The 15,064-nt window shown below is 65.4% G+C and carries 13 protein-coding genes and 5 tRNA genes; 6 read left to right on the top strand and 12 right to left on the bottom strand.

What is annotated here, in order from left to right; genetic code table 11:
* Positions 1-17: 17 nt before the first annotated feature.
* The 3 genes from rpsR to rpsF form a co-directional block, all read right to left on the bottom strand.
* Positions 18-293: a 30S ribosomal protein S18 gene (gene rpsR / locus OVY01_RS03705; RefSeq protein WP_267845737.1), complete on the bottom strand. Its 276-nt coding sequence runs from the start codon at positions 291-293 to the stop codon at positions 18-20.
* A gap of 3 nt (positions 294-296) precedes the next feature.
* Entirely contained in the window at positions 297-596 is a 300-nt protein-coding gene (priB, locus tag OVY01_RS03710; RefSeq protein WP_267845739.1) for a primosomal replication protein N, read from the bottom strand.
* A 66-nt stretch (positions 597-662) separates the two neighbouring features.
* Entirely contained in the window at positions 663-1,055 is a 393-nt protein-coding gene (gene rpsF, locus OVY01_RS03715) for a 30S ribosomal protein S6 (RefSeq protein ID WP_267845741.1), read from the bottom strand.
* A gap of 371 nt (positions 1,056-1,426) precedes the next feature.
* On the opposite strand from rpsF, the gene trxA reads away from it, so the two are divergent.
* From trxA to OVY01_RS03740, 5 genes are all read left to right on the top strand, one after another.
* On the top strand, positions 1,427-1,753 hold the full coding sequence (gene trxA, locus OVY01_RS03720) for a thioredoxin TrxA (RefSeq protein WP_267845744.1): 327 nt from the start codon (positions 1,427-1,429) through the stop codon (positions 1,751-1,753).
* 206 nt (positions 1,754-1,959) lie between these two features.
* Positions 1,960-3,249, top strand: coding sequence for a transcription termination factor Rho (gene rho / locus OVY01_RS03725; RefSeq protein ID WP_267845746.1), 1,290 nt, complete (start codon positions 1,960-1,962; stop codon positions 3,247-3,249).
* A gap of 213 nt (positions 3,250-3,462) precedes the next feature.
* A complete protein-coding gene (locus tag OVY01_RS03730) occupies positions 3,463-3,765 on the top strand; it encodes a type B 50S ribosomal protein L31 (protein WP_267845749.1) in 303 nt (100 codons plus the stop codon).
* Positions 3,766-4,107: 342 nt separating this feature from the next.
* A complete protein-coding gene (locus OVY01_RS03735; RefSeq protein WP_267845751.1) occupies positions 4,108-5,838 on the top strand; it encodes an ArnT family glycosyltransferase in 1,731 nt (576 codons plus the stop codon).
* 98 nt (positions 5,839-5,936) lie between these two features.
* On the top strand, positions 5,937-7,274 hold the full coding sequence (locus OVY01_RS03740) for an MATE family efflux transporter (protein ID WP_267845753.1): 1,338 nt from the start codon (positions 5,937-5,939) through the stop codon (positions 7,272-7,274).
* Between the two features lie 64 nt (positions 7,275-7,338).
* On the opposite strand, the gene OVY01_RS03745 is transcribed toward OVY01_RS03740, so the two are convergent.
* The 6 genes from OVY01_RS03745 to gltX all read right to left on the bottom strand — a co-directional run bounded on the left by OVY01_RS03745 (position 7,339) and on the right by gltX (position 9,808).
* A tRNA-Asp gene (locus tag OVY01_RS03745) sits at positions 7,339-7,415 on the bottom strand.
* Positions 7,416-7,500: 85 nt separating this feature from the next.
* Positions 7,501-7,576: transfer RNA gene (locus OVY01_RS03750), tRNA-Glu, on the bottom strand.
* Between the two features lie 274 nt (positions 7,577-7,850).
* Positions 7,851-7,927: transfer RNA gene (locus OVY01_RS03755), tRNA-Asp, on the bottom strand.
* Between the two features lie 83 nt (positions 7,928-8,010).
* A tRNA-Glu gene (locus OVY01_RS03760) sits at positions 8,011-8,086 on the bottom strand.
* Between the two features lie 12 nt (positions 8,087-8,098).
* Positions 8,099-8,174, bottom strand: a tRNA-Ala gene (locus OVY01_RS03765).
* A gap of 161 nt (positions 8,175-8,335) precedes the next feature.
* Positions 8,336-9,808 carry a glutamate--tRNA ligase gene (gene gltX, locus OVY01_RS03770; protein WP_267845755.1) on the bottom strand — a complete coding sequence of 491 codons (1,473 nt, stop codon included), beginning with the start codon at positions 9,806-9,808 and terminating at the stop codon, positions 8,336-8,338.
* A gap of 275 nt (positions 9,809-10,083) precedes the next feature.
* Between gltX and OVY01_RS03775 the strand changes: the two genes are divergently transcribed.
* Positions 10,084-11,142, top strand: a complete 1,059-nt coding sequence (locus OVY01_RS03775; protein ID WP_432422178.1) for a patatin-like phospholipase family protein — start codon at positions 10,084-10,086, stop codon at positions 11,140-11,142.
* 201 nt (positions 11,143-11,343) lie between these two features.
* Here the strand turns inward: OVY01_RS03775 and OVY01_RS03780 are convergent, their stop codons facing one another.
* The 3 genes from OVY01_RS03780 to OVY01_RS03790 form a co-directional block, all read right to left on the bottom strand.
* Positions 11,344-12,093 (bottom strand): C40 family peptidase, encoded by a 750-nt coding sequence (locus OVY01_RS03780; protein WP_267845757.1) that lies wholly within the window; start codon positions 12,091-12,093, stop codon positions 11,344-11,346.
* A gap of 202 nt (positions 12,094-12,295) precedes the next feature.
* Positions 12,296-13,891 (bottom strand): ABC transporter ATP-binding protein, encoded by a 1,596-nt coding sequence (locus OVY01_RS03785; RefSeq protein ID WP_267845758.1) that lies wholly within the window; start codon positions 13,889-13,891, stop codon positions 12,296-12,298.
* Positions 13,888-15,063 carry an ABC transporter permease gene (locus OVY01_RS03790; RefSeq protein WP_267845759.1) on the bottom strand — a complete coding sequence of 392 codons (1,176 nt, stop codon included), beginning with the start codon at positions 15,061-15,063 and terminating at the stop codon, positions 13,888-13,890. The genes OVY01_RS03785 and OVY01_RS03790 overlap by 4 nt, the downstream gene beginning before the upstream one ends.
* Position 15,064 lies beyond the last annotated feature (1 nt).

A 15,064-nucleotide genomic window follows, 5' to 3' on the forward strand; every position in this document is an offset into this window, starting at 1 on the left:
CCTGTGGCGCCGGGCGCTTAGCCCCTGTGCAGATCGGTGTACGGCAGCAGCGCGAGGAAACGCGCGCGTTCGATCGCGGTGCCTAGCTGACGCTGATAACGCGACTTCGTGCCCGTCAGACGGGCCGGCGTGATCTTGCCGTTCTCGCCGATGAAGTCCTTCAGCGTGTCGATGTCCTTGTAGTCGATCTGATCGACCCCAGCCGCCGTGAAACGGCAGAATTTCTTGCGCTTGAACAGCGGGTTCTGCTGTTGACGACGCTTTTCAAACTTCTTTCCAGTGGGACGAGCCATGATCTAGTCCTTTCCTATGTCTTGCAATTCTGTGATGTGAAAAACCAGTGTCCGGGCGTTGCGCCGCCGCAGTGCCAGGAAACCGCCGAACCGGACCGTCTTTCCCAGTTCGAGACGCTGGAGCGCATCGGTGAGCGTCCCTGCCGCCAGCGCGGGCAAGGTCATCTCGACCTGCCGCGCGAGACCGGCTTCGGTCACGCTCGACGCATGCTGCAACAGCACCCCCAGCATCGGGATACCGGCCGGTGTGTAGCGCAAGATCTCGCGCTCCACCACGGCCGCGTCCAGTTCCAGACGATTCATCGTGCAGATCCGAAGATCCGCATGACGGCCTGCGCGAATCCGCGTTCAGGCAAGCACCCGGTCAATTCAGGCAGCCGCCGGTGCGCTGGCGGACTCGGTCGGGCGCGCCGATGCCGACTTCCTGGCTTCTTCGCGCTGCACTTCCTTCATCATCGGCGAGGGCGCGGTTTCCGCCTTCTTCTGCTTGACGATCAGGTGGCGCAGCACGGCATCGTTGAACTTGAATGCATGTTCGAGTTCTTCCAGCGTTTCCTGGCCGCATTCGACATTCAGGCAGACATAGTGCGCCTTGACCAGCTTCTCGATCTGATAGGCCAGTTGACGACGGCCCCAGTCCTCGACACGGTGGATCGAACCGCCCTGGGCGGTGATCGTGGACTTGTACCGCTCGATCATGGCGGGAACCTGCTCGCTCTGATCGGGATGTACGATAAAGATGATTTCGTAGTGACGCGACATACGCGCTCCTTTCGGGTTATAGCCACCCGCCCGTCCAGGACGCCGGTGTGGCAAGGGGAACACGCGAGTATAGCCGACCCCGCGGGAATTGAAAAGGCCGCCGGAACGCGTCGCCCGCTCCCGCGACACACCCGCCGCGCGCGTTCCCGTGGCATGGGGGGCGCGCGTCTCCCGGGTCTGCCTTTGCATTTCGCCAAACGCACCCATATGCGACGGGTCGCACGCATGCAGCACGGGATGCGCTTCGAAACGGTCGGCCTGGACGCGGAGGTCACCGGAAACTTTCCACGTTTTGGTGTATCTTGACAAACTAGTCCATAGACGCGCGCCGATCTAGTCGCGTAACCGGACGCAACAAGGTTATTTCATCCATGAGCGAAAACATCAAACACATCAACGACGCCTCGTTCGACGGCGACGTCGTCAAGGCCGAGAAGCCGGTTCTGCTGGATTTCTGGGCGGAATGGTGTGGCCCCTGCAAGATGATTGCCCCGATTCTCGACGAAGTCGCGAAGGACTACGGCGATCGCCTGCAAATCGCCAAGCTGAATGTCGACGAAAATCCGTCGACGCCGGCCAAGTTCGGCGTGCGCGGCATCCCGACGCTGATTCTGTTCAAGAATGGCGCCGTGGCCGCGCAGAAGGTCGGCGCATTGTCGAAATCGCAACTGACCGCCTTCCTCGACAGCCATCTGTAAGCTTGCGCGTGTGTCTTCGCGGTAAACTTGTTGTGCCAGCGCCGGCGTCTGTTACAATGTGAGAACAGATGTCGGCCTCTAGCCGGCCCGCGTCCAGAGCGACTCTGGCGGCATGATAGAATTAGAACTCCAACGTCTCTACGTCCCCGAGCGCTCGCTCACTTCTTCCTCAATTCGTCGTATCCCCTCCCTGGCGGTCAATCTGTATGCATTTATCCGAGCTAAAATCACAGCACGTCTCCGAACTGATCGAGATGGCCAATGGTCTCGAGATCGAAAACGCGAATCGTCTGCGCAAGCAGGAATTGATGTTCGCGATTCTGAAGAAGAAAGCGAAGACCGGGGAGACGATCTACGGCGACGGAACGCTCGAGGTACTGCCGGACGGATTCGGTTTCCTGCGCTCGCCGGAAACGTCGTATCTGGCGAGCACCGACGACATCTACATCAGCCCCTCGCAGATTCGCCGCTTCAATCTGCATACGGGCGACACGATCGAAGGCGAAGTGCGCGTGCCGAAGGACGGCGAGCGCTACTTCGCGCTGGTCAAGGTGGACAAGGTCAACATGATGCCGCCGGAGGCCTCGAAACATAAGATCATGTTCGAGAACCTCACGCCGCTGCATCCCAACCGGCCGCTGAAGCTCGAATGCGAGACGACCGACGACAAGTCGCGCGGCGCGCTGTCCAGCCGCACCGAGAACACGACCTGCCGCGTCATCGACATGATCGCGCCGATCGGCCGCGGTCAGCGCGGGCTGCTGGTCGCGTCGCCGAAGTCGGGCAAGACCGTGATGCTGCAACACATCGCGCACGCGATCGCGACGAATCACCCCGAAGTGCAGTTGTTCGTGCTGCTGATCGACGAGCGCCCCGAGGAAGTGACCGAAATGCAACGCTCGGTCAAGGGCGAAGTGATCGCCTCGACCTTCGACGAGCCGGCCTCGCGCCACGTGCAGGTCGCCGAAATGGTGATCGAGAAGGCCAAGCGTCTGGTCGAGATGAAGCTCGATGTCGTGATCCTGCTCGACTCCATCACCCGTCTGGCGCGCGCCTACAACACGGTGGTGCCGGCATCGGGCAAGGTGCTGACCGGCGGCGTCGACGCGAACGCGCTGCAACGGCCGAAGCGTTTCTTCGGCGCGGCGCGCAATATCGAGGAAGGCGGGTCGCTGACCATCATCGGCACCGCGCTGATCGAGACCGGCAGCCGGATGGACGACGTGATCTACGAGGAATTCAAGGGCACGGGCAACATGGAAGTGCACCTCGAGCGGCGCCTTGCCGAAAAGCGCATCTATCCCGCGATCAACCTGAACAAGTCGGGGACGCGCCGCGAGGATCTGCTGATCGATCCGGAAGTGCTGCACAAGAAATTGTGGCCGTTGCGCAAGGTCATCTCCGAGATGGACGATATCGTCGCGATGGAGATGCTGCTGGGCAAGGTCAAGGAAACGAAGAACAATTCGGAGTTCTTCGACATGATGCGCCGCTGATTGCGCCGCTGACCGGTCGATCCTGCCGGCGCGGTGTCGATTACGCCGGAATGGCGCGATTTCTGGCATAATCGGCGGCTTCGCCCGGAGCGGGTCCGAACGTCGTTACGCGTTTTCACCGACGCACCGCTCATTTTTCGTTTTTTTCACCGAAGGCAAGTGGCTTGCGGCATGTGCCGGCGAGCTGGCTACCGCCCGACCCAGGAAGTTGACATGAAAGCCAATACGCACCCGAACTACCGCGACGTGGTGTTCCAGGATCTGTCCTCGGACTTCAAGTTCATCACGCGCTCGACGATCCAGACCCGCGACAAGATCACGATGGAAGACGGCAAGGAATATCCGCTGGCGAAGATCGAAGTCTCGTCGGAATCCCACCCGTTCTACACCGGCACCCAGAAGATCATGGACACGGGCGGTCGCGTCGAGCGCTTCCGCCAGAAGTTCGGCAGCCGCGCCACGGGCAAGGTCGCCGCGAAAGACAGCGCCGCGCCGGAAGCGGACGCGCAGGCCTGATTGCCCGCCAGGCGCGCATGAGGGACACGCGTCACGCATGAGGGCCGTGCGCCGGTATCCGGCGCAAGCGTCACCGACTCGGGACGCGTCGAGGGCAGCCACGGCTGCCCTTTTTTATTGTCTGCGCGCCGGACCATCGGAATGGCCGAACGCGGGATCCTTCGAAACGACAGGCTTTTCGTGGTCTGTGCAACGATTTCACTGGCGGGCGATGCGCGCGCTAGAATGCAGGACCTGACGTCCGTTCTCCCGTTCCCCGCCGTCGCGGGGCAGCGGCGGGCGCAAAAGCAATCCAGGCAATCCAAGCAACCTGCACCACGGCCTTATCGCATGACAACCGGCATGAAATCCGTCGTCCGCCTCACCGCCTCCGCGACCCGCCCCCTGCCGCGCGCCGCCCTGCTGGCGATTTGCGTGGTCTATGCCGCATTCGGCCTGTTCTGGCGCGACCCCTGGAAGAACGAGGACGCGACGGGTTTCGGCGTGATGTGGACGCTGGCCTCCGGCCATTTGCACGACTGGCTGTTCCCGAACCTGTTCGGCAAGCCGATGCCCGCCGACGGGCCGTTGAGCTATTGGCTGGGCGCGGGCGCCATCCGTTTGCTGCCGTTCATCGCCCCGGGCAGCGCCGCGCGCGTGGTCACCGCACTGCTGTTTTCGCTGAGCTGCGGTTTCGTCTGGTACGGCACCTATCTGCTGGGGCGCCGCGGCGAGGTACAGCCGTTCAAGTACGCGTTCGGCGGCGAGCCGCTGCCGGGCGACTTCGGCCGCACGATCGCCGATGGCGCCCTGCTGATCCTGCTCGCCTGCTTCGGCCTGGCCGAGCGCGGTCATGAAACCACCCCGCAGCTCGCGCAGTTCCTCTGCGTCTCGATGATTCTCTACGGGATGGCGCGTGCGGTCGACAAACCCGTTCAGGGCGCGATCTTCTGGGGCGCGGGACTGGGTCTGCTCACGCTCGCGGCGAGCCCCCTGCTGCCCACGGTGATGGGCGCCTGCCTGCTTGGCGTCGCCCTGCTCAGCCCGCATTTCCGGGGCCGCACTCTGCTCGCCCTCGGCCTCCCGGTCGCGCTCGTCATTGCCGCGTCCTGGCCGCTCGTGGCCACGTTCTATGACGGCGATGCCAGCCAGCGCTTCCTGCGCGCGTGGATCCACGGCAACTTCGATTTCTACGCCGGGCCGCTGAACAACGTGCTGTTCTACGCGTTGAAGAACCTGCCCCTGTTCACCTGGCCCGCCTGGCCGCTCGCGCTATGGTCCTGGTGGAGCTGGAAAGGCATGCGGCGCGCGCCGCACGTGCTCGCGCCGATGGCGATCATGGTACCGCTGCTGGTGCTGGTGGTGCTGCAAAGCCACCAGACCAACAAACTGTTCATGCTGCTGCTGCCGGGCATGGCGATGCTCGCGGCCTTCGGATTGCCCACGCTCAAGCGCGGCGCGATCAATGCGATCGACTGGTTCGCGGTGCTCAGCTTCACGGTTCTCGGCGGTTTCGTCTGGCTCGTCTGGACAGCGGCCGTGACCGGGCATCCGGCCGCGATCGCCCGCAATCTGGCGCGCCAGATCCCCGGTTTCGAGCCCTCGTTCCGCCTGATCGCGCTGGCGACGGCGCTGGTCGTGACCCTGTGCTGGATGGCCATCGTTCGCTGGCGGCTCGCGACCCGACCGGAGGTGCTGTGGCGCGGCGTGGTGCTCTCGAGCGCGGGCACGACGCTGATGTGGGTGCTGCTGATGACGCTGTGGATGCCCTTCATCAACTACAGCCGGACCTATCGCGACGTCGCCGCGCAGATCGCCGAACATCTGCCCAGCGACTATCGCTGCATCACCCCGGTACGGCTCGGCGACGCGCAGATCGCGTCGTTCGGCTATTTCCAGTCGATGCGCTTCGGCTTTCATGGCGAGGACTGCGACGTGCTGCTGCGGCAGGACGACGAGGACTACTGGGCCCCCGCCGACGTGCGGCCGTACCAATGGAAGCGGGTCTGGGAAGGCCGCCGCGCGGCCGATCGCGACGAACGCTTCCGGCTGTATGTCCGGGTGCTGGAACCCGCCGCGAAACGTGTCCGGTAAGCAGTATCCGCCACGCATCGTGATAGGCCATATCGTCCCGGTGGCTGCGGCGCGCGGGCCGAATCGGGCCTGTCCGGACAGCAAGGGGAGACCTGCCCTTGCTGTCTGACGTCAGGGCCATCCTTCACCTCACCTGGCCGTTGTTGATCGGCCAGCTGGCGGCCATCGCCTTCGCCGTCATCGATACGTCGATGGTCGGGCGCTTCTCCGCGCAGGATCTGGCCGCGCTCGGGCTGGGCGGCTCGATCTACGTCAGTATCTATGTCGCGCTGTTCGGGATTCTCGCCGCGCTGTCGCCGATCGCCGGCAATCTCTTCGGCGCGAAGCGCCTGCCCGAGATCGGCGAGGTGGTGCGGCAATCCGCCTGGCTCTCGCTGGCGCTGGCGGCGCTGGGCATGGTCGTACTGTATTTTCCGGAACCGTTGCTGCGCCTGTCCGACGCGCCGCCGGTGCTGGCCGAACGCGCGACCGGCTACCTGCGCATCCTGTCCTTCGGCCTGCCGGCCAGTCTTGCCTTTCGCATCTACGGCGGCGTGTCGACCGCCATCGGCCGTCCCCGCTTCGTAATGGGCGTGCAGATCGTCGCATTGCTGGTTAAGATCCCGGCGAACTACTGGCTGATCTTCGGCGGCCTGGGCGTGCCCGCATTGGGCGGCCTGGGATGCGCGCTGGCGAGCACGGCGATCAACTGGATCGAGGCGGTGCTGGGGATGATCCTGCTCGCGCGCGGGCAGCCCTATCGGCCGCTGGCGATTTTCGCACGCTTTTCCTGGCCCGATGCGAGGCAACTGGGCGAGTTGCTGCGGCTCGGTTTGCCGATGGGTCTGTCCTATTTGATCGAGGTGACGTCTTACACCTTCATGGCGATCTTCATCACCCGCTTCGGCACGCCGACGCTCGCTGCCCATCAGATCGCCGGCAATGTGGGCGCGGTGCTGTACATGACGCCGCTGTCGATCGGCATCGCCACCGCGACCCTGGTCGCGCAGGCACTGGGCGCGGGGCAGCGCGACCGGGCACGCACGATTTCCCGGCACGGGATTCTGCTCGCGGGCGCGATCGGGCTGGGCTACGCGACGCTCGTCACGGCGACACGGCACGGCATCGCCGGCGCCTACACCAACGACGCGACGGTCGCGCACACCGCCGCGGGCCTGCTGCTGATCGTCGCCGCCTATCATTGCTTCGATGCGGTGCAGGCCACCACATCGTTCGTCTTGCGCAGCTACCGTGTCACCGTCGTGCCCACGGTGATTTATGCCGTCGCCCTGTGGGGCGTGGGGCTGGGTGGCGGCTACGCGATGGGCTTCGACACCCTGGGCGTGCTGCCCGTCTGGTTGACCGGCGCCAACGGCTTCTGGATCGCGAACACCGCGAGCCTGGCGGTCGCCGCAGCCATGCTGGTGCTGTATCTCCGCGTGGTCGTCAGGCGTTAGCCACGGGCGGCTCCAAAGCAAAAACCCCATAACGCATGAGCGCTATGGGGTTTCGCTTTACTGCTGGCGGAGTGGACGGGACTCGAACCCGCGACCCCCGGCGTGACAGGCCGGTATTCTAACCAACTGAACTACCACTCCAAACTTTACACCGTCATCCGTTCGCGGTATCCCGCGGCGGGATGGGAAGCACGCCGGCTTGTTGCCCGACCGCTACTCCGATGTCTGGCGTCCCCAAGGGGATTCGAACCCCTGTACTCACCGTGAAAGGGTGATGTCCTAGGCCTCTAGACGATGGGGACTACACCTGCCTGGCGCCCGTACCCTCTTCGATACGACGATACGTTCGCCTCGATTCCGTATTGATTTTTCGCTTTTACCGCTCTTTGCAAGAAGCGTTTGCTGCGAAAGACCCGTATTATAGTGAGGCTTCTTGCGTTTGTGAAGCATTTTTTGATCGTTTTTTGCACCGATCACCTGCCTGACTTACTTATCCTGCATTACTGCTTATCGCGTTCAAACCAGGCCATGGAAGAAAAAAACCCGCCCAAGTCGTGCTTGAACGGGCTTTTCTTTTGGCGGAGTGGACGGGACTCGAACCCGCGACCCCCGGCGTGACAGGCCGGTATTCTAACCAACTGAACTACCACTCCAAACTTTACATCGTCATCCGTTCGCGGTATCCCGCAGCGGGATGGGAAGCACGCCGGCTTATTGCCCGACCGCCTCCGATGTCTGGCGTCCCCAAGGGGATTCGAACCCCTGTACTCACCGTGAAAGGGTGATGTCCTAGGCCTCTAGACGATGGGGACTAAAACTTTGTCTGGTGGAGGTAAGCGGGATCGAACCGCTGACCTCTTGCATGCCATGCAAGCGCTCTCCCAGCTGAGCTATACCCCCGACAGAGACGAAATTATATGCACCGATCGGCTTGCTGTAAAGGACTTTCGGAAAAATAGTCGTCTTCCACATCGCGCATCCGGCAAGCCATGCCAAGCGACCCGCGCCGGTCGCCCGCGCCGGTCGCCCGCACCGGTCGTCCGCGCCGCTATGCCGTTCGCTCAAACATGCGCGAGCCGGTCGATCACCCGCTCGCGCCCGAACAGCGTCAGCACCGCATCGATCGATGGCGTATGGGTCGTGCCCGCCACCAGCAGGCGCACCGGCATCGCCAGCACCGGCATCTTGATGCCCTGCCCGGCGAGCACCGTTTTCAACGCCGCGGCGATCGCCGGCCGCGTCCACTCGACCGTCTGCAAGGCCTCGCGCAGCGCGGCGACGGCTGGGCGCACCGCCGGGGTCAGATGCACCGCGAGCGCGTCGGCATCCGGCGCGGGCGCGCGATAGAACATCGCGGCGCTTTCGACGAGCTCCTTGAGCGTCGATGCACGGTCCTTGATCAGCGCGACGACGTCGAGCCAGTTCGGTCCCGCGTCGATGTCGAGACCCGCTGCCGCGGCGAACGGCCGGGCAAGTTCGGCGAGCCGCGCATTGTCGGCGGCCTTGAGGTAATGGCTGTTCAGCCATTTCAGCTTTTCCGGATCGTATTGCGCGGGCGACTTGCCCAGATGCGCCAGATCGAACCAGGCGATGAACTGTTCGCGCGAGAAGATTTCCGCGTCCCCATGCGCCCAGCCCAGCCGGGCCAGGTAGTTGACGACCGCCTCGGGCAGATAGCCTTCGTCGCGGTATTGCATGACGCTCATCGCGCCGGCGCGCTTCGACATCTTCTCGCCGGCATCGTTGAGCACCGTCGGCAGATGCGCGTAGACCGGCGGCGTGTAGCCGAGCGCGCGCAGGATGTTGATCTGGCGCGGCGTATTGTTGACATGGTCGTCGCCACGGATCACATGCGTGATGCGCATGTCCGCGTCGTCGACGACCACGCAGAAATTGTAGGTCGGCGTGCCGTCGGGCCGCGCGATCACGAGATCGTCGAGTTCGGCATTGGCGATCTCGATGCGCCCCTTGACGGCATCGTCCCACACCACCGAGCCTCCCGGCGGATTGCGAAAGCGCACGACGGACGCGACGCCGGCGGGCGGCGTCGGCAGCGTCTTGCCCTCCTCCGGCCGCCAGCGGCCATCGTAGCGCGGCTTCTCGCCGTTCGCGCGCTGCGTGTCGCGCAGCGCGTCGAGTTCCTCGGTCGAGGTATAGCAGTGATACGCAAGACCGCGCGCGAGCATCTGGGCCAGCACCTCGCGGTACCGGTCCATGCGCTGCATCTGGTAGAACGGCCCCTCGTCGATATCGAGCCCCAGCCATGCCATGCCGTCGAGAATCGTCTGCACCGCGGCCTCGCTCGAACGCTCGACGTCGGTGTCCTCGATGCGCAGCACGAACACCCCCCCCTTGCTGCGCGCGAAGGCCCATGGGTACAGCGCCGAGCGGATGTTGCCCAGATGGATGAAGCCGGTGGGACTGGGCGCGAAACGCGTGCGCACGGGGGCCTGGCCCGACGCGTCGGTCGGTGCATCGGCCGGTGCGGTGCCGGGATGACGGGACGGGACGGGAGCAGCAAGGGGTTCGGTCATGGCGGAGAAGAAGGAAGCGGAAGCGGAAGACCCGGCGCGGGCGGCGTGAAACGATGCGGCACCTGCCTGGGACACAACGACGAAAGAAAGCGGCAATGAAAGAAGCCCGCGGGACGGCCGACGGCCCTCGCGTGACGAGGCGATTATAGCAGCCACGTCGCGCGCTTCCCGTACCGCGCGCCGCGCGCCGCGAAGCGCGATGGCGCTTACAGTCGCTTGCAATTCCCGCGGCATCCCCGGTGCGCCGCGCCCGGGCGAATTCTATAATGTGGCGCATGCGCCGCGCCGGCCAATGCGTCCGGCCGGGCGCTGCGCGGCATGCCGCCACCTGCCTTGCATACCGTTACCGACGCACCTCGAGACCCGACTTGGCCACACACCCTGCCCTCCCCCCGCCCGCGTCGACGACGCGTCGGCGCCTGAACCTCTCGCTGGCCGGCGGCCTGCTCACGACGGCGTTCGGCGGCATGCTGAGCGCCTGCACCACCGTGGCGCCGTCGCAGCAGGCAGGCGGCGCCGCATCGAACGCGCTCCCACCCGCCCCGGCACGCACGCGCTCCCCGCGCATCGGACTGGCGCTCGGCGGCGGCGCCGCGCGCGGCTTTGCGCATATCGGCGTGATCAAGGCGCTGGAGGCCCAGGGTATCCGGGCCGACCTGATCGCCGGGACCAGCGCCGGCTCGGTGGTTGGCAGCCTGTATGCCACCGGCATGAGCGGCCTCGAACTGAATCGTCTCGCCCTGAACCTCGACCCGGCGTCGCTGAGCGACTGGGCGTTGCCGTTTCGCGCGCGCGGTTTGCTCAAGGGCGTGGCGCTCCAGGCCTTCGTCGAAAAGGCGGTGGGCGGCAGGCCGATCGAGCAGATGCGCCGGCCTCTGGGCATCGTCGCCACCGATCTCGCCAACGGCGAACCGATCCTGTTCCAGCGCGGCAATACGGGGCAGGCGGTGCGTGCGTCGTGCAGCGTGCCGTCGATCTTCGAACCGGTGCGCATCGGCGGGCGCGACTATGTCGATGGCGGTCTGGTCAGCCCGGTGCCGGCCGCGTTCGCCCACAAGATGGGCGCCGACTTCGTGATCGCGGTCGATATCTCGACCCGGCCCGACACGCAGACGACGGCGAGTTCGTTCGACGTGCTGATGCAGACGTTCACGATCATGGGGCAGACGATCAAAGCGTACGAACTCGACAAATACGCGAACGTGGTGATCCGCCCGAACCTGCCGGCGATGGGCGGGAGCGATTTCGAGCAGCGCAATCTGGCGATTCTGGCGGGCGAGGAAGCCGTGGCGCGCATGCTGCCGACGCTACGCGCGAAGCTGGCGGCGGCCTGAAACACACCCACCGGGACACGCTGGCCCTGACAGGACCGATGACCGCGGCATCGGCGGTCACGGTATCGGCGGCACCGGTGGAGACACGCCGTGCCCCGTAAACGACGGAACCGTCCGGCGCATGACGCGACGGACGGTCCGGAGACGCGGCGCGGCGACCGAGGCGCAATCGTCGCGCCCAGGTCGTGCCTACGCGAAAGATCAGTACGACATCCGTGCCGCCTGTTGCAGACGCGCCGCGATGTCGCCGTTGACGTCATCGGAACCGTTGCCCAGCGACACGCGACGCGCGCCACGGAAACGCGTTTCCCAATACCGGTCGTTCATCTCGTCGACGCGGATCGTGCTGCCGGTCGACGGCGAATGCACGAATTTGTCATGACCGATATAGATGCCGACGTGGGAGATCGTGCGTGCGACGGTGTTGAAGAACACCAGGTCGCCCGGCTTCAGATCGTTGAACCGGACCTTCTCGCCGACGCGACTCATTTCCACCGCACGGCGCGGCAGCGTGAAGTTCAGCGTGTCCTGGAAAACATAGCGCACGAAACCGCTGCAATCCAGACCCGAATCCGGCGTATTGCCGCCCCAGCGATAGCGCACGCCGATCAGGTTCAGCGCGCCGACCACGACGTCGCCGGCCTTGCTGGCCACGCCGGCCAGAAAGGACGGACGCGGCGCGTCCGCGCCACTCGTGCCCTGCAGGTTCGCCGACAACGCGGGCGCGCCTTGCGAGGTCGCGTAAGCGGCGGGCAGGGTCTGCGAGGAGAGCGAGGCGGCGGAATTGGTGGCGGGGGGTGCGGCTGAAACTTGCGAGGAAGCGGGTGTGGCGGGGAGCTGGCTCACCATCGTTTCGTCCGCGGTGGCGCTTTGCGCGGCCAGGACGAGAACGCTGGTCAGCATACCCGCAGCGAAGCGGGCGAGAAAATGGTTGGCGGTGCGTAGATGCATCGGTCGGTAATTTTTGCCAAAGAAATAACGGACGGAGAAATCTTTGGGCGATATTACCAGATCAATAACGGTCGTCAACCGCTTTGCCAAAATTTGCAAAAAATACCCGAAGAACAGGTAAATTAAACGCACTTTTTCATTACAAGGCCGCTTTTCGGGCTTTTCCGCGCAAATTTCATTCCGCCTCGCCCCAAAAAACGGGCTAACGCGCCGCAGAAAACAGCGCCCGCGAATACGGATGATGCGGCGCCGCCAGCAACGCGCCGGTTTCCCCCTCTTCCACCACGCGCCCCGCCCGCATCACCAGAATCCGATGCGAGACCGCGGCGATGACGTCCAGGTCGTGGCTGATGAACAGATAGGCCAGGTCGCGTTCGCGTTGCAGGCGGCCCAGCAACGCCAGCACCTGCCGCTGCACCGAGACGTCGAGCGCGCTGGTGGGCTCGTCGAGGATCAGCATGCGCGGCTCCACCACCAGCGCACGCGCGATCGCGATGCGCTGCCGCTGGCCGCCCGAGAACGCATGCGGATAGCGGTGCAGGACATCGGCGTCCAGACCGACCTCGGCCAGGGTGGCAACGACGCGCGCGCGCCGCGTTTCGGCGTCCAGATCCGGCCGGTGCAGCGCCAGTCCCTCCCCGACGATACGTCCCACCGTCTGCCGGGGCGACAGCGCGCTGTAGGGGTCCTGGAACACCACCTGGAGTCCCGCGCGCAGCTCGGTGCGGCGCGCACCCCGGTAGGCGGCAAGCGGCCGGGCATTGAATTCGACCGTCCCGCCGGCGAGCCGCTGCAGGCCGAGCAGGGCCATCGCCAGCGTCGATTTGCCCGACCCCGATTCGCCGACGACGCCCAGCGTCTCGCCTTGGTGCACGACCAGATCGACGGCATCCAGCGCGATCGTCGGCGCGGCGCGGCGCCATCCCGACAGCTTCCCGCCGCGCGGCGTGGCGAACGTCACGGACACCGCGTCGGCGCGCATCACGACCGGCGCGCCGGCTGCGAGCGGGCGCACGTCGCGTTGCGGCAGACTGTCCAGCAGGCGCCGCGTATACGGGTGCGCGGGCGCGGCGAAGATCGACCCGACATCGCCCGATTCGACGATCCGGCCGCGTTCCATCACCGCCACGCGCTGCGCGAAACGCCGCACCAGATTGAGGTCGTGCGTGATCAGCAAGACGGCCATCGGCCGCGTCGTCGCCGCATCGCGCTGCAGGTCGAGCAGCAGATCGACGATCTGCGCGCGAATCGTCATGTCGAGCGCGGTGGTGGGCTCGTCGGCGATCAGCAGCCGCGGCCGGCAGGCGAGCGCCATGGCGATCATCGCGCGTTGCCGCTCGCCCCCGGAGAGCTGGTGCGCGTAGCGCTGCGCGCGCCGCGCCGGCTCGGCGATGCCGCATCGCGCCAGCAGCGCCAGCGTGCGCCGCGCGGCCTGCGCGGCGTTCAGTCCTTCGTGCAGGGTCAGGGTCTCCGCAATCTGCGCGCCGATCGTGAACAAGGGATTGAGCGCGGTCATCGGCTCCTGGAAGATCATCGCGATCTGCGCGCCGCGCAGCCCGCGCAGGGTCCGTTCGCTCGCCTGCATCAGGTCCTGCCCGGCGAAACGCAGGCCGCCCTCGATACGCGCATCGCGCAGCAGGCGCGGAATCGCCATGGCGCTCACGCTCTTGCCCGAACCGGACTCCCCCACCAGCGCGAACCGTTCGCCTTCGCCGATCGAGAAGGTCACGCCGTCGACCACGGTACGCGCGCCGAAGGCGATCTTCAGATCGTCGACCGCCAGCAAGGGGGAACTCATACCTGCCCCCCTGCCCGCGCGAAATCGATGCGGCGCGTGTCCAGCGCGCGCCGCAGGGCATCGCCCATGAACGTCAGCAGCAGCAGTGTGAACCCCAGCAGGCCGAAGGTCGCGGCCGCAATCCACCAGGCGTCCAGATTCGCCTTGCCCTGCGCGAGCAGTTCGCCCAGGCTCGGCACCGAGGACGGCACGCCGAGCCCGAGGAAATCGAGGCTCGTGAGCGCGAGGATCGCGCCGCTGATGCGAAACGGCAGGAAGGTGATGACCGGCGTCAGGCTGTTGGGCAATACATGGCGCCAGATGATCTGCGCGTTCGACAAGCCCATCGCGCGGGCGGCGCGCACGTAATCCTGCATCCGGTTGCGCAGAAACTCGGCACGCACGTAGTCCGAGAGATCGAGCCAGCCGAATACCGAGAGCAGCACCAGGAGCAGCAGCAGCGAGGGCTGGAAAATCGACGCGAAGATGATCAGCAGGTAGAGCTCGGGCAGCGACCCCCATATCTCGATGAGGCGCTGCGAGAACAGATCGATGCGCCCGCCGAAGAAACCCTGGACCGCGCCGGCGGCGATCCCCAGCACGGTGCCCACCGCCGTGAGCGCCAGCGCGAACAGCACCGAGACGCGGAAACCGAACAGCAGGCGCGCGAACACGTCGCGCCCCCGGTCGTCGGTGCCCAGCCAGTTGTCGCGCGAGGGCGGCGCCGGATCGGGCTGCTTCGCGAAATAGTTCAGCGTGTTCGCCGAGTAGCGGTTCGGCGCATACACGACGATGTTGCCCGGCGCCGCGAGGCGTGCACGGATGAAAGGGTCGAGATAGTCGGTCGGCGTCGCGAAATCGCCGCCGAAGGTACGTTCGGGATAGCTCTTCAGCATCGGAAAATACCAGTGTCCCTGGTATTTGACGACGATCGGATGCTCGTTCGACAGCAGATTGCCGGCCAGACTCACGCCGAACATCGTCATGAAGATGACGAAGCTGTAAAAACCGAGGCGCTGGCGGCGAAAGCGCCGCCAGGTCGCGAGCACGGGATGCGCATCGCGGCCGGCACCGTCGCGCGGCGGCCGCTGTCCCGCGCCGCCATCGGAGCTGCCATCGGAGCTGCCATCTGAGCCACCACCTGCCCCAACGTCCGCCCTGCCTGGCGCGCGCGCCGGAAATCGCCGCGTCATG

The sequence above is a fragment of the Robbsia betulipollinis genome (assembly GCF_026624755.1).
GTDB lineage: Bacteria > Pseudomonadota > Gammaproteobacteria > Burkholderiales > Burkholderiaceae > Robbsia > Robbsia betulipollinis.

Bases quoted from the DNA above. Each gene is read 5' to 3' on its own strand.
- rpsR (WP_267845737.1), bottom strand. From the start codon at position 293: ATGGCTCGTCCCACTGGAAAGAAGTTTGAAAAGCGTCGTCAACAGCAG.
- priB (WP_267845739.1), bottom strand. From the start codon at position 596: ATGAATCGTCTGGAACTGGACGCGGCCGTGGTGGAGCGCGAGATCTTG.
- rpsF (WP_267845741.1), bottom strand. From the start codon at position 1,055: ATGTCGCGTCACTACGAAATCATCTTTATCGTACATCCCGATCAGAGC.
- trxA (WP_267845744.1), top strand. From the start codon at position 1,427: ATGAGCGAAAACATCAAACACATCAACGACGCCTCGTTCGACGGCGAC.
- rho (WP_267845746.1), top strand. From the start codon at position 1,960: ATGCATTTATCCGAGCTAAAATCACAGCACGTCTCCGAACTGATCGAG.
- OVY01_RS03730 (WP_267845749.1), top strand. From the start codon at position 3,463: ATGAAAGCCAATACGCACCCGAACTACCGCGACGTGGTGTTCCAGGAT.
- OVY01_RS03735 (WP_267845751.1), top strand. From the start codon at position 4,108: ATGAAATCCGTCGTCCGCCTCACCGCCTCCGCGACCCGCCCCCTGCCG.
- gltX (WP_267845755.1), bottom strand. From the start codon at position 9,808: ATGACCGAACCCCTTGCTGCTCCCGTCCCGTCCCGTCATCCCGGCACC.
- OVY01_RS03775 (WP_432422178.1), top strand. From the start codon at position 10,084: ATGCGCCGCGCCGGCCAATGCGTCCGGCCGGGCGCTGCGCGGCATGCC.
- OVY01_RS03780 (WP_267845757.1), bottom strand. From the start codon at position 12,093: ATGCATCTACGCACCGCCAACCATTTTCTCGCCCGCTTCGCTGCGGGT.
- OVY01_RS03785 (WP_267845758.1), bottom strand. From the start codon at position 13,891: ATGAGTTCCCCCTTGCTGGCGGTCGACGATCTGAAGATCGCCTTCGGC.
- OVY01_RS03790 (WP_267845759.1), bottom strand. From the start codon at position 15,063: ATGACGCGGCGATTTCCGGCGCGCGCGCCAGGCAGGGCGGACGTTGGG.